Below are 13,540 nucleotides of genomic sequence, written 5' to 3'. Positions count from 1 at the left end.
TCAGAAGAAGAGCTGCATCCGCGCCAGGAAGAGGTCGCTGTTGACCTGGAACTCGCCGGTGTTGTACAGGACGGGCTGGTTGAACATGGCGTGTTGCCACTCGAACATGAATTTCAGGTACTGATTGATGTGCCAGTTGAAGCCGACGTCGACCAGGTCGACCCTGTTGGCCCAGAGGTTGCCATCGGCCAGGCCGGCGGTGAAGATGTTCCGGCTCATGTCGAGGTGCTGATATCGGCTGACGAGCTCCCAGGCACCGAACCCCACCCGGCCGGGCTTGAGGCTGAAGGGGTGCCTGGGGCGGACGATGCCAACACTGCTGCGAGTCTCGCCGGTCAGCAGGTAGCCGCCCTGCACGTAGAAGCTGTTCACGGCCAGTCGCGTCCGCTCGGCGGGAGTGTTGACGAGGGAGTAGTCCTGGAAGCCGCTCCCCCACTCGCCGACGATGGCCAGTTGCTTGTAGAAATAGGCCGTGTGCAGGTCCCAGAAGGTCTGCGGCCCGGACTCCCGGACGTTGTTGTTCAACACCAGGAACGGGACGCCCGCGACCGCATTGCCAACCAGGGGCACGATCGTCCTGAAGACCGTCGGGACCGGGAGCTTGAACGCATTGCCCCCGAACACGGAGCCTCCGACGTTGAAGTTCTCCAGCAACGAATCCCGGTCGTTGTTGAAGGGCTTCCAGTTGATGAATGCCGAGCCGAACTTGGAATCGTCGGGCGCGACGTAGCCGTTGCGGTTGCCGTTGAAGATTCCGCCCGCGTAGTCGACCGTGTCCCGGAGCACCCGGCCGTACGCCATGACGCCAAGGTCGCGGTTCTGGCCGAAATTGTTAAAGAAGATCGATCGCTCCGGCAGCATCAGGCCCTGGATCGGCTCGACGAGGAACTCGTAGGTGAACGGCGTCTTGAATCGCCCGGCCCGGAGCCGCAGCCGGGGGTCGTACTCGAAGTCCAGGAAGACGTCGAGGGTCGTCAGGTTGTCGAATCCGTTGGCGAACGAGACGAAGTAGCCGATGGGCCTGGTGATCCGGCCGCTGAACATGAACCACTGGCGGGGTATCAGGAAGCTGTCCTTGACGGTGCCCTGATTGGTCTGCTCGTAGCCCCGGTATTCGAACTGGGTCAGGTTGTGGAACTGGAAGACGTACTCATCGTCCTCCGACCGGATCTCGAAGCCCGGCCCGAACCTGACGCTGGCCTTCTTGTTTTCCAGGGTCGGCGGGCTGTCGAATCGGGCCGAGGGAGGGGGATTCGCGGGCAGCGACTGGCCAGGCGCGGCGACGCCCCCCGACGCCGACGGCGCGACGGCCGTCGCCCGGTTGGGGACGTCCGGCGCCGCCTCCCCGGCCCCTCCCGCGGACGACTGCGCCTGCATCTGGGCGGAAAGCCGATTCACCATCGACTCGAGCTGCCTGATCCGCTCCTCGAGTCGAACCTCGCGGGCGGTCATGGGGGGTTCCGCGGCCGAGGGGAGCGATGCTCCAGGCGCCGCAGCCGCGGCGGTCGACGCGGCGCCGCCGGTCTCCGAAACGCGGGCCTCCTGAGCGGCGACCATGCCGCCCGGGCCCAGCGCCACGGCCAGAGCTCCAAGGATGGCCCATCTCATCGAGGCTCGCTCCCACAATCCCGATCCGTGGCCCCGTTCGGCCCGACCGGATGGCTCCGCCGGCTGGACCGCTCGAGGCGCGGTCGTGATCCATGATCTCTTCAGGGATCGTCCTCTGCTTGCCACCGACTTTATCGATTAGCCGGAATCCGTCGAGTTTACGTGAACTGCCGGCGGCAGCCCGCCTGTCAGAAGAACTCGATCGACGCGGTCCCGGCCATGAGACCGAAGCCGAGGAGCAACGCCGCGGAGAGGGCCCATCGGTCGTGCGAGTGAAACTGGAGTTCCGGCAGGAGGTCGCTGAGGGAGATGCAGAGGAACGTGCCCGCGGAGAAGGACAGGGCGATGGCGGTGCCGCGGCCGGCCGCCTCGGGACTCAGCTTGCCGAGCCCGAGCACGAAGAGGAGGACGCCCAGCGGGATCATCGTGGCGAAGCCGAGATTCACGGCGTGGGCAAGCCGCCGCGAGGCCCCGGAGCGGAGCATCAGCGCGACGATGGTCAGGGAGTCCGCGGGCTTGTGCAGCAAGGTCGCCAGGAAGACGCCCCATCCGGTCGCCCCGAAGCCGCCGCGAGATCCGTAGTCGGCCGCGACCGCGCTGGCGAGCGCCACGCCGCCGACCAGCGAATGCACGGCCAGCCCGAAGGCGGCGGTCCACCACGAGATGGCGGGGGGGCCGGGCCGGACGGGCTCGTCATGATGGACATGGCCGTGGCCATGGTCATGACTCGGGCCGGACTCCTGGGGCTCGTGATGGTGGAAGGAGGAGAAGCGCTCGAGGAAGAAGAGCCCAAGCAGGCCGAGTGCGGCCCAGCGGACCGTCGAGGGCGAGCCGCATTCCACCGCCTCCGGGAGCATGTGGAAGAAGGCGGCGCCCAGCATGCTGCCGGCGGCGAAGCTGAGGTAGACCTGCAACCGGGTGTGGTCCAGCAACCTCGCGAGCGGGAAGATCCCCCCGAGGACGCTGACGACCACGATCAGGACGCAGAGGAGCGACAGGAGCGGCAACATGGCGGCGGGAAGGCTCCGCTCCGGTGTTCAACCCTTGTTCGTCCGAACGCAGGCAGGATAATGAACGGAGCGGTGGGACGGCCAGGCCCGGGCGGGCCGTGCGGCGAGTTCCCTCCGACCCGACCGGCCGCGCCGCCCGGCGCGGGAGGTGACGCGTCATGTCCAAGCTGACCGAAGCGGAAATCGCCGCCCGACTGGCGGGGGCGAAGGGCTGGGAACGACACGGGGATATGCTCATCCGAAGCTGGCAATTCCCCTCGTTCCGACGGGCCATCGAGTTCGTCAATTCGGTCTCAGTGCTGGCCGAGAGGTTCGACCACTACCCCCAGATTCACGTCCTTTTCCGGGACGTCCAACTGGAAGTCTCCACGCACGACGTGGGTGGCCTGACCGAGCGGGACTTCGCGCTGATCTCGGAGCTCGCCGCAATCCCGACGGATCGCTGAACGATCGGACGCCCGGCCGGGCCCACCGGCCGGGATCCCCGGACCCCGCCAGTTAGGTCGTGGGCCGGGCTCGGACCCGGGCCGATCTCAGGCCTTCTTGTCGGGACGGATCGGGCCGGATTGGCCCGGCGCCAGGCGGCGGAACTTGGTCTTGGGGAGGTTGAACACCCCCTGCTCCGGCTTCCAGCGATCGTCCTCCTGGAGGAGAGCCAGCCGCTCCGGACGGGTGAGGACGTTGCGGGCGCGGGCCAGTCCGCCCCCCTTCTTCAAACTCTTGTCCAGGGACATCTCGAAACACTCCCGGGGCTGTACGGGGCCATTCGCGAGGCCGGAAGGCGAAACGAACCCCGTGGAGGGCCGTCATTCCGGGCCCTCCGGGATTCGTGAGCTTCTCGGCATCCTCGGCCGGCGACACCCGGCGAGATGGACGCGTCCCATCTCGGTCCCGGGGAAAATCCGAAAGCCGGCCTTCACGATGAACCATCTTAATGGACGGATCGTAGTCAGGCAAGTAAACCTCTGGCGTGCCTCCAACGGGTATCATCTCGGCGGCCGCGGAATTCGAGGACGGCTCCGGCGGTAGGCCCTTTTATTAACCAAGCGCCGATGTAGGATGGAATTCGCGGGCAAACCCGCATCAGATGTCGAAACCAAACAAGAAAACGCCTTCAAAAGATCTCTACTAAACCTCTTCCGCCCCTCGGGCCGCGTGTGCTTCCGGGCGGAAATTGACCCGGGACGTGGCCGCGGCTGCAAGGGCCATCCCACCCCGCCCGATCTCGACCGGGCGCCGTGAGAGACTCGCCGCACTTTCCTCGCATCCCGGGGACAGGTGCAAGCTCCATGATCGGAGTCCATCCACCCCGCCAGGCTCCACGGCGACGGTCGCCCTGGCTCACGCTTCGATTCGGCCTCGCCGTCACGAGCCTGTTGTGGCACGGTTCCGCGATCACTCGGGCCGCTGACGATCCCGCTCCGCTGATTCGGCGGGCGGAACCCGCGCGACCCCCCTGCCCGATCCTCTATACCGAAGAGCGGGAGCCGCGGCCGGAGGGCGTGGGCACGCACCTCGTCCAACTCAATCCCGATGGATCGAAGCGGCCGCTCGCAGAGGGCTTCCAGTCGGCCCGCGACGCCGACGTCTCCTGGGACGGGCGGAAAATCCTCTTCGCCGGCAAGCACACCGCGACGGATGCTTGGGATATCTTCGAGATGGATGCCGATGGCAGCAACATCCGCCAGGTCACGCGCAATCTCGGGTCGTGCCACTCCCCGATTTACACCTCAAGCTACTACACGATCACCGAGAAGGAGCCGTGGGAGCAGATCGCCTTCGTCCGTTACGGTGTCGACCAGTTTGACGAGCGAAGTCCGAATCCCGCGACGGCCCTCTGGACCTGCAAGCTCGACGGCTCCTATCCGCAGCGGATCACGTACAACCTCTCCAGCGACCTCGACCCGGCGATTCTTCCGGACGGACGGATCGCCTATGCCTCCTGGCGCCGCGCCGATTTCCAGGATGGAACCGCCGGTCGGCTCGCGCTCGAGACCCTGAACACCGACGGCACCGACCGGGCCCCCGCGGTCCGGAGAGACGACGTTGCGCGGAGAATGCCCTGCGTGACGCCTGCCGGCGATTTGATCTTCGTCGAGCCGCACGACAGGTCGAATGGCCCCGGCCGGCTGGCCGGCGTCTCACTCCGCCGCCCACTGCATACCTACATGGTCCTGACAGGCCCACGGGACGGCCTCTTCCATTCGCCGGCCCCCCTGCCCGATGGCAGCCTGGTCGTCGAATGGTTCCCGCCGAAGGATGGAGGCGGCACGCCGGGGCTTGTCCGTCTGGATCTGGCCGCACGGACGATCGAGCCTATCCTGCTCCCGGTCGAGGGCAAGGCGATCCAGCCGAAAGCCATCGCCCCGCGGCCACGGCCCGATGGGAGGTCCAGCGTCGTATCCCCCGAAGATTCGGAAGCCGAGTTGTATTGCCTGGATTCGTCCGCGAACGACTTCAGAGATCCATCCTGGATGCCGGCGGGGACCGTGAAGACGATCCGGATCCTCGAGGGGATGCCGGAGGGCCCCTCCCGAGCCATCAGCTTCAAGCAACTCGCGGAAGCGCTGCCCGTTCTCTCCCCCCGCCGGATCCTCGCCGAGATCCCGGTCCAGCCCGACGGCTCGTTCCACGCCAAGGTCCCCGCCAACGTGCCGATCCAGCTCCAGGCGCTCGACGAGCGGGGACTCGCCCTCCGATCGTGCGGCTGGATCTGGGCGCGGAGCCACCAGGCCCAGGGCTGCATCGGCTGCCATGAGGACCCCGAGCGGACCCCGCCGAACCGCGTGCCCGATGCCCTCAAGACCGACGTGGCGATGGCCGTCGTCCCCGACCTGGCCCATCCCACGCCCGATTTCGCCAAGGACATCGCCCCGATCATCGAGTCGAAATGCCTCCCCTGCCATCAGGGCGGCAAACAACGCCCGGAACTGCCGTCCGCCGGCGCCCGAGACGCCGTGGCGCTCGACCGGCTCCACGCCGCGATCCTCGGCCCGATCGACGCGGGCGGGGCGGCTCGGGGGACCGCCCGGTACGTCCATCCGGGGCGAGCCCGCACCAGCCCGCTGACCATGCACATCCTCGGCACGCGCACGGCGCGGCCCTGGGATGATGCCGAAGCCTCGCGCGACGTGAAGCCCATCCCGGCCGGCCAGGCCCCCGCCCTGACCGGCTCCGAAACGCAGACGATCATCCGCTGGATCGACCTGGGTGCGCGCCGAGGCGCCCTGCCCGAGGCACGACGGCAAGCTCCCTCGGGGTCCAATCCATGAAGCGTAATCCTTGCGATATCCGTAATTTGATCATCCTCGCGGCCCTCGCGGGCCCGCTCGTCCCCGCCAGGGGCGACGAGCCGCCGGTGCCGACCTTCACCGACGTGACCGAGAAGGCCGGGATCAAGGTGAAGCTAAGCTTCGGCGATCAGGAACTGAGCAACATCGTCGAGGGGACCGGCTCCGGCTGCCTCTTCTTCGACTATGACAACGACGGGAAGCTCGATATCTACATCGTCAACGGCCGCTATCGGCCCGACGTCAACGACAACACGGGCCGCCGCCTCAAGGGCAAGCTGACCAATTACCTCTACCACAACGACGGCGACGGCACCTTCACCGACGTCACGAAGAAGGCCGGGGTCACCGGCGGCGACGCCTACGGCGTGGCCTGCTCCGCGGCCGACTACGACGGCGACGGGTTCGTCGATCTCCTGGTCCTGAACTACGGGCCGAATGTCCTCTATCACAACAACGGCGACGGCACCTTCACCGACGTCTCGAAGAAGTCGGGCCTGGATGCGCCGGGGTTCTGGTCGCTCTCCGGGGTCTGGTTCGACTACAACGGCGACGGCAAGCTCGACCTGTTCGTGGCCACCTATCTGGAATATGACGGCGGCAAGTTCCGCAACTTCTATCCGGCCGCGGGATACCCGGGCCCGCTCAGCTATCCGGGCCAGGCCGATCGGCTCTTCCGGAACAACGGCGACGGCACCTTCACCGACGTGACCCAGGAAGCCGGCGTGTTCAACAAGGAAGGCCGCGGGATGAGCGCCACGGCGGCCGACTTCCTCAACAGCGGCAAGCTGGACCTCTACGTCGCCAACGACGCGATGGAGAGCTACTTCTTCCGCAACCTGGGGGGGGGCAAGTTCTCGAGCGACGGCCTGACCATGGGCCTGGCCTTCGGCGAGGGGGGCCAGGGGGTTTCCTCCATGGGACCCGTCTTCGGCGACGTCGACCGCGACGGGAAGCTCGACCTGTACATCCCGGACATGGGCTACGGCTGCCTGCACGTCAACAAGGGGGAGTTCTTCGAGGACCAGACCAATGCCTCGGGCCTGGCCCTGATCTGCGGCCAGTACACCGGCTGGGGTGCCATCCTCCAGGACTTCGACAACGACGGCTGGCTCGACCTGTTCGTCGCCAACGGTGACGCCCACCACGAGTACGGCGAGGGGGCCGTGATGGCCCACAACGCGGGCAAGGGGAAGTTCGTGGACGTGGCCAACCGCTCGGGCCCCTACTTCGCCCAGAAGTTCGTGGGCCGGGGCGCGGCCTGGGGGGACTTCGACAACGACGGCGACATCGACATCCTGGTCATCAACCTGGGCGATTCCCCCCGGCTGCTCCGCAACGACGGCGGCAACACGCTCAATCACTGGCTGACGATCGACGCCCGCGGCCCCGGGGGCAAGACGCCGGCGATCGGCGCGAGGATCTCGGTGAAGGCCGGGGAGCTGAGCCAGGTCGACGACCTGGTCCCGGTCCGCGGCTACCTCTCCCAGGGCGACCCGAGGCCCCACTTCGGGCTCGGCAAGGCCGCACAGGCGGAGCGGGTGGAGATCCGCTGGCCGGACGGCAGGACCACCGTGCTGACCGACGTCCCGGCGAACCAGATCCTGAAGGTGGAGCAGCCCTCGCGCTGAGTGGAGCGACCAGCGATGATCCGCGGCACGAACGACAAGGGATTCGAGCGGCCTCCGATCCGGCCCCTGCTGGCGATCGCCGCCGCCTCGATCCTGACCTGGGCCTGGCCGATGAGCGTCCAGGCCCAGCCGAGGAAGCCGGTTTTCGTCGGTGCCAAGGTCTGCGCGACCTGCCACGACGGCCCGAGCATGGGACATCAGACGACCCTCTGGATGGGGACGCAGCACGCCCGGGCCTACGCCAGCCTGGCCATGCCCGTGGCCCGCGACATCGCCTCGATCAGCGGCGTGCCGGTCGAGCCCCAGAAGTCGCGGCTCTGCCTGGGCTGCCACGCCACCGGCGCCGAGGCCGAATCCTGGGAGACGGACGAGACGTTCTCCATCCGCGACGGCGTCCAGTGTGAGAAGTGCCACGGGCCGGGGAGCGAGCACGTCGACTCCATGGCTCCCGGCAAGCCGAAGGACTTGCGCATCGCCCTGACCAATCCCCTTCCCGCCGACTGCATGAACTGCCACAAGGACAAGCCCTCGCACACGAGGATGCTCCCCCAGAAGCCGGCCCGCCCCAACCGCACCGAGACGCCGTTCGACCTGGTGGAGGCGCTCAAGGCCATCGCCCACCCGACGCCGAAGGATGCGAAGCCGGCCGCGATCGGGCCGCCGCCGTTGCCGACGAAGGAAGGCGCCACCGCCAGCTACATCGGCTCGCACGCCTGCGCGGAGTGTCACGACGCCGCCGACAAGGGCTCCCAGTTCTGCAAGTGGCGGGACACGCCGCATGCGAAGGGCTATGCCTCGCTCGGCACCCAGGACGCCCGCGACCGGGCCGCGAAGCGGGGCATCAAGGAGGACCCGCAATCGAGCCTCGAGTGCCTGAAGTGCCACGCGACGGCCTACTCTCGCGAGTCCGCGGGCGCGGCCGAGGGGTACTCGGTGCTCGAGGGGGTCGGCTGCGAGGCCTGCCACGGCCCCGGCAGCGAGCACGCCGAAGCGGCGGCCGCGCTCAAGGAGAGGCCGAAGACGTTCAAGACGGGCCTGCTGAGCAACCCGAAGGAGACGTGCACCGCCTGCCACGGAGGGACGAAGGAGAAGCCGTTTGCCCTCGAGGAGAAATGGAAGGCGATCGCCCACCCGGCCACGCCGCCGGCCGAGCACCGGGTCGTCCGCTACAAGACGCCCCTCCGGCTGGCCTTCCGGCCCGGCGGCAAGGAGGTCTACGTCACCTGCGAGTCGGCCGCGACGGTCTGCGTCCTGGATGCCTCGTCGATGGCGAAGGTGGCCGAGGTCGCCGTCGGCGGCCAGCCGACCGACGTCACCTTCAGCCCGGACGGCTCGCTCGCCTATGTCACGAATCGGCTGGATGACAGCCTCTCGGTCATCGACACCTCCGCCCGTCGCGTGACGGCCACGGTCCCCGTCGGCGACGAGCCCCACGGCGTCCGCACCGACCCGTCCGGCAGGACGCTCTTCGTGCTGAACACCTCGTCGGACGACATCTCGGTGCTCGACGCCGCCTCCTTGAAGGAGAAGAAGCGGCTCTCCGCGAGCCGATTCCCCTGGTCGCTTGCGCTTTCCCCCGACGGCGGCCGGATGCTCGTGACCAACGCCCTCTCGCGGTTCGTCAAGTTCCGCGAGCCGTCGGTGTCCGAGATCACCGCCATCGACCCGGCCCGCGAGGTCATCGACGATCGACCGACGGCGCCCGGCGCCAACATGCTCCAGGGGATCGCCTGGCATCCCTCCGGGGCGTTCGCCCTGGCGACCCTGGAGCGGACCAAGAACCTCATACCGATGACCCGGATGGTCCAGGGCTGGACCGTGACCAACGGTCTGGCGGTGATCGCCGCCGACGGCCGGGTGGACCAGGTCCTCCTCGACGACCCCGGCGAGTCGTTCCCCGACCCGACCGACGTGGCCTTCACGCCCGACGGCACGCTCGCGATGGTGACGAGCTCCGGCTCCGACAAGGTCGCCCTGATCGACGTCGCGAAGCTCCGCCGGGTCATCGACCAGGCGACCCCGAAGGAACGCGAGGAGGTCCTGCCGAATCACCTGGGCAAGGCGTCCGAGTTCGTGCTGGCGCGGATCCCGACCGGCATCAATCCCCGGGGGCTGGCCGTCGCGCCCGACGGCAAGACGGCGTGGGTCGCCTGCGCGCTCGAGGACGCGATCTCCGTGATCGACATCGCCGCGCGGAAGGAGATCCGCCGGATCGACCTGGGGGGGCCGAAGGAGATCACCGAGGCACGGTTCGGCGAGCGGCTCTTCAACAGCGCCGGCATCGCCTTCCGCCGCCAGCTCTCCTGCCACACCTGCCACCCCGACGGCCACGTGGACGGCCTGACCTACGACATCGAGGCCGACGGCATCGGCACGGCCCCCGTGGACAATCGGACCCTCCGAGGGATCCTCGACACCGGGCCGTTCAAGTGGAACGGCGGCAACCTGACCCTGTCCCGCCAATGCGGGCCGCGGCTCTCGGTCTACTTCACCCGGATCCAGCCCTATACCGCGAAGGAGCTGGAGGCGGTGGACCACTACATCAGCACGATCCCCCGCCCGCCCAACCGCTATCGGCCGCTCGGGGCCGAGCTGACGCCCGCCCAGCGGCGGGGGAAGGCGATCTTCGAGCGGACGACGACCAACGACGGCCGGTCCATCCACAAGATGCGCCGCTGCACGACCTGCCACTTCCCGCCGCTCTACACCGACCGCGAGAAGCACGACATCGGCTCCAAGATGGAGTTCGACCTCGACGACAAGGTGGACGTGCCGCACCTCAACAACATCTACGACTCGGCGCCCTACATGCACAACGGGATCGCCGCGACGCTCGAGGAGATCTGGACCGTCTACAACCCCAACGACACCCACGGGGTGACCAACGACATGACCAAGGACCAGCTCAACGACCTGATCGAATACCTGAAGACGCTGTAGCAAGCCCCGATCGACCGACCGTCTCATCCTCCTGTTTTCCCGGATGGGTTCTCATGAAACTCCTCAAGGCTTTATTCCTCCCGGCGGCACTGCTCGCCTCCCTGCCGGTCGGCCCGCTCCGGGCCGACGAGCCGAGGCCGGCGAAGCCCGGCGCCGGGCCGACCGTGTCCCCGAAGCCGGCCCCGCCGGTGGTCCCCGGACAGGTCCCCCTGGCGGCGACCCAGATCAAGGATGTCCCCGACGACGCCCTGCCCTATGTCTACACGAAGTGGAAGAACTTCACGACCAAGGACGGGCTCCCCAACGACCACATCTTCTCGGTGAAGGCCGAGGGGCCGAAGGTCTGGATCGGCACCGAGGACGGCCTGGCCTGCCTGGACAAGCGGACGGGCAAGATCCGGAGCTGGAAGGAGAAGGACGGCCTCCCGTTCCAGGCCGTGACCGCGATCGACGTGGATCGGAACACCGGCGACGTCTGGCTCGGCCTCTTCGGCGGCGGCCTCGCCCGGTTCAGCGGCGGCCGGTTCGATCACTTCAACCAGCTCAACAGCGGGCTCGTCAACGACGTCGTCTACGGCGTCGCGATCGAGGGCGATTCGGTCTGGGCCGCGACGACGGCCGGCTGCAGCCGGTACAACACGAAGACCCACGAATGGACGATCTTCAACGAGAAGAATGCCCCGATGGAGGAGATCTGGAACTACAGCGTCTCCCACGACAAGGGCAAGGTCTACCTGGGCGTCTGGGGGAGCGGATGCCTCGAGTACGACCTCCAGACCAAGCACTGGAAGGAATACCTCGACCCCGACGGCGAGATGGAGATCGACCTCTACCGGGATGACGGCATCGTCCACGTCATCGTCACCGGGGCGACCCACGTCGACGGGGCCCTCTGGATCTCCTCCTACTTCGGCAACTGCCGCTACGACGGCCGCAACTGGCGCGGGTTCTACTCGCACGAGACCGGCATCCCGAGCGACTTCACCAACGCCGTCCGCGGCCGGAGCGCGGCCGAGGGCTGGTACGGGACCGACAAGGGCGTCGGCGTCGTCGCCGACTTCTTCACCGACACCTACGTCGCCTACACCCGCGACCCGCAGAGCCTCAAGGGGCTGGCGAAGGTCTATCGCCGCGGCAAGCTCCTGAAGACGGTGGAGATGGAGACCGGCGTCCCGCACAACTTCATCATCAACTTCGACATCGACGGCAAGGACGTCTGGGTCGCGACCGGAAAGGGTCTCGGCTGGGCCATCGGCGACGACTACTTCCCCGGCGTGAAGACGCCCGACGGCAAACCCTTCCGGGCCGCGGGGAACGCGGTCGCGAATGCGGCGAAATCCGAGTCGCCCGCCAAGCCCTGATCGTAGCGACCGAGCTCATCACGTTCCGTCCCGTCATCCCGATCAAGCCCCGGCTGTGCGAGACCCCCCATGCGAACGCGGAATTGGTCCCTCTTCATCCTCTGCCTGTCGCTCCTGCCAAGGCCGGCCGTCGCCCAGGATCTCTCGACCGATGAGATCCTCCGGGCGATCGACGCGGTCAGCCCCTACCAGCTCCCCGCGCTGCCGCTCAAGAACGACGCGCGGTACGCGCACACGGTCAAGGAGCTGGAGCCGTTCCACCACGTCGAGCCGTTCAAGACCCACTTCCGGACCCAGCTCGAATACGGCGGGCCGGGCCGCTCGCTGGCCGAGCCCGAGGGCCTGAAGTCGGTCAAGATCGGCTTCATCGGCCCGCTCTATCCGACCGTCTCGGTGGCCACCGGCGGCAAGAGCCACGAGGAGACGCTCGGCAAGAAGATGTACCAGGGCTGCGTGCTCGCGATCGAGGAGGCCAACGCCAACGGCGGCTACCTGAAGCGCAAGCTCCCCTTCGAGCTGGTCGTCTCGAATGACAACGGGCTCTGGGGCTCGTCGGGCAACGAGATCATCAAGCAGAGCTACAAGGACAAGGTCTGGGCGATGCTCGGCACCATCGACGGCGCGAACAGCCACATCGCGATCCGGGTCGCCCTCAAGTGCGAGGTCCTGATGATGAACTCGGGCGACACCGACCCGACGTTCATCGAGACGAACATCCCCTGGGTCGCCCGCTGCATCGGCGACGACCGGCAGATGAACTACATCCTGGTCGATTACATGTACAAGAAAGCGGGGTTCCAGCGTGCCGGGATCATCCGCGCGAGCAACCGGTATGGCCGGTTCGGCGTCCGGGAGATCGTCGACGCCAGCCGCCGACTCGAGCATCCGATCGTGGTCGAGATGGCCTACAAGATGGGCCGCGACGATTACTCGCTGGAGATCGAGCGGCTCAAGCAGGCGAACCTGGACGTGGTGATCCACTGGGGCGACGACGTCGACGGGGCGAAGATCCTCAACCAGATGCGGGCCCTCGGCATGAAACAGCCGTTCGTCGCCTGCGACCGCTGCGTGACCGACGAGTTCGCGAAGATCGCCGGCAAGAACGCCGAGGGCGTCATCTGCGGCTATCCGTGGAACCCGTCGCGCGACGACTCGAACTACCAGGAGTTCCGCCGCCGGTTCCGGGCCCGGTTCAACGAGGAGCCCGAGACCCAGGCGGCCCACGCCTACGACGGCATGCAGATGCTCATCTGGGCGATCCAGACCGCCGGCCTGAACCGGGCCAAGATCCGCGACATGATCGCCTACCGGACCGAGCCCTGGCAGGGCGTCACCGGCGAGATCCGCTTCAGCCCGGTCCTCGACGACGTCGGCCAGGTCTTCCTCGCCCGCCGCGAGGGGAACGCCTGGAAGTTCTACAGCCGCGACGACCTGGGCATCCCCAGGTCCGGCGGCGAGGAGAAGAAGCCCTGAGCCGGTGCGCCCGCCCACGGCCTGGTCCACTCCCCTCCGGTCCCCTCCACCCTCGCGGGGCCTGGCTCTACCCACGAGTTCCGCGAGCGGAGTCTGATGCCCTCCCCCCCGGTGAGGGAGGGTTAGGGTGGGGTGTTGGAAAGGTGGTCTTTACGACGGGCGAGGCCTATCCCGGATCTGTTGCGCGGGATTGGGGCCTCCTTGAACATCCGGAGCCTGCCCGGGGC

The 13,540-nt window shown here is 67.6% G+C and carries 9 protein-coding genes; 6 read left to right on the top strand and 3 right to left on the bottom strand.

Going from position 1 to position 13,540, the window contains the following annotated elements:
- Both G6O54_RS26430 and G6O54_RS26425 read right to left on the bottom strand, forming a co-directional pair.
- Positions 1–1,608: an OprO/OprP family phosphate-selective porin gene (locus tag G6O54_RS26430; RefSeq protein WP_165230037.1), complete on the bottom strand. Its 1,608-nt coding sequence runs from the start codon at positions 1,606–1,608 to the stop codon at positions 1–3.
- 188 nt (positions 1,609–1,796) lie between these two features.
- Positions 1,797–2,618, bottom strand: coding sequence for a ZIP family metal transporter (locus tag G6O54_RS26425; RefSeq protein ID WP_165230034.1), 822 nt, complete (start codon positions 2,616–2,618; stop codon positions 1,797–1,799).
- 158 nt (positions 2,619–2,776) lie between these two features.
- On the opposite strand from G6O54_RS26425, the gene G6O54_RS26420 reads away from it, so the two are divergent.
- Complete coding sequence (locus G6O54_RS26420) at positions 2,777–3,064, top strand: 4a-hydroxytetrahydrobiopterin dehydratase (RefSeq protein WP_165230031.1); 288 nt, start codon at positions 2,777–2,779, stop codon at positions 3,062–3,064.
- Between the two features lie 87 nt (positions 3,065–3,151).
- Here G6O54_RS26420 and G6O54_RS26415 read toward each other — a convergent pair whose 3' ends face one another.
- The gene (locus G6O54_RS26415) at positions 3,152–3,352 is read right to left on the bottom strand and encodes a small basic protein (RefSeq protein ID WP_165230028.1); all 201 of its coding nucleotides are present in this window, start codon (positions 3,350–3,352) and stop codon (positions 3,152–3,154) included.
- 768 nt (positions 3,353–4,120) lie between these two features.
- Between G6O54_RS26415 and G6O54_RS26410 the strand changes: the two genes are divergently transcribed.
- The 5 genes from G6O54_RS26410 to G6O54_RS26390 all read left to right on the top strand — a co-directional run bounded on the left by G6O54_RS26410 (position 4,121) and on the right by G6O54_RS26390 (position 13,313).
- Positions 4,121–5,890 carry an HzsA-related protein gene (locus G6O54_RS26410; protein WP_165230025.1) on the top strand — a complete coding sequence of 590 codons (1,770 nt, stop codon included), beginning with the start codon at positions 4,121–4,123 and terminating at the stop codon, positions 5,888–5,890.
- Positions 5,887–7,539, top strand: a complete 1,653-nt coding sequence (locus G6O54_RS26405; protein ID WP_165230022.1) for a CRTAC1 family protein — start codon at positions 5,887–5,889, stop codon at positions 7,537–7,539. Before G6O54_RS26410 ends, G6O54_RS26405 begins: the two co-directional genes overlap by 4 nt.
- 15 nt (positions 7,540–7,554) lie before the next feature.
- On the top strand, positions 7,555–10,479 hold the full coding sequence (locus G6O54_RS26400; protein ID WP_165230019.1) for a multiheme c-type cytochrome: 2,925 nt from the start codon (positions 7,555–7,557) through the stop codon (positions 10,477–10,479).
- Positions 10,480–10,532: 53 nt separating this feature from the next.
- The gene (locus G6O54_RS26395; protein WP_165230016.1) at positions 10,533–11,840 is read left to right on the top strand and encodes a ligand-binding sensor domain-containing protein; all 1,308 of its coding nucleotides are present in this window, start codon (positions 10,533–10,535) and stop codon (positions 11,838–11,840) included.
- Positions 11,841–11,909: 69 nt separating this feature from the next.
- Positions 11,910–13,313: an ABC transporter substrate-binding protein gene (locus G6O54_RS26390; protein ID WP_165230014.1), complete on the top strand. Its 1,404-nt coding sequence runs from the start codon at positions 11,910–11,912 to the stop codon at positions 13,311–13,313.
- Positions 13,314–13,540 lie beyond the last annotated feature (227 nt).

The organism is Aquisphaera insulae (assembly GCF_011064615.1).
Taxonomy (GTDB): domain Bacteria; phylum Planctomycetota; class Planctomycetia; order Isosphaerales; family Isosphaeraceae; genus Aquisphaera; species Aquisphaera insulae.
This window is presented reverse-complemented; position numbering and strand designations above follow the sequence as displayed.

Coding starts and splice junctions, on each gene's coding strand:
- G6O54_RS26430 (WP_165230037.1), bottom strand. CDS start 1,608: ATGAGATGGGCCATCCTTGGAGCTCTGGCCGTGGCGCTGGGCCCGGGC.
- G6O54_RS26425 (WP_165230034.1), bottom strand. CDS start 2,618: ATGTTGCCGCTCCTGTCGCTCCTCTGCGTCCTGATCGTGGTCGTCAGC.
- G6O54_RS26420 (WP_165230031.1), top strand. CDS start 2,777: ATGTCCAAGCTGACCGAAGCGGAAATCGCCGCCCGACTGGCGGGGGCG.
- G6O54_RS26415 (WP_165230028.1), bottom strand. CDS start 3,352: ATGTCCCTGGACAAGAGTTTGAAGAAGGGGGGCGGACTGGCCCGCGCC.
- G6O54_RS26405 (WP_165230022.1), top strand. CDS start 5,887: ATGAAGCGTAATCCTTGCGATATCCGTAATTTGATCATCCTCGCGGCC.
- G6O54_RS26400 (WP_165230019.1), top strand. CDS start 7,555: ATGATCCGCGGCACGAACGACAAGGGATTCGAGCGGCCTCCGATCCGG.
- G6O54_RS26395 (WP_165230016.1), top strand. CDS start 10,533: ATGAAACTCCTCAAGGCTTTATTCCTCCCGGCGGCACTGCTCGCCTCC.
- G6O54_RS26390 (WP_165230014.1), top strand. CDS start 11,910: ATGCGAACGCGGAATTGGTCCCTCTTCATCCTCTGCCTGTCGCTCCTG.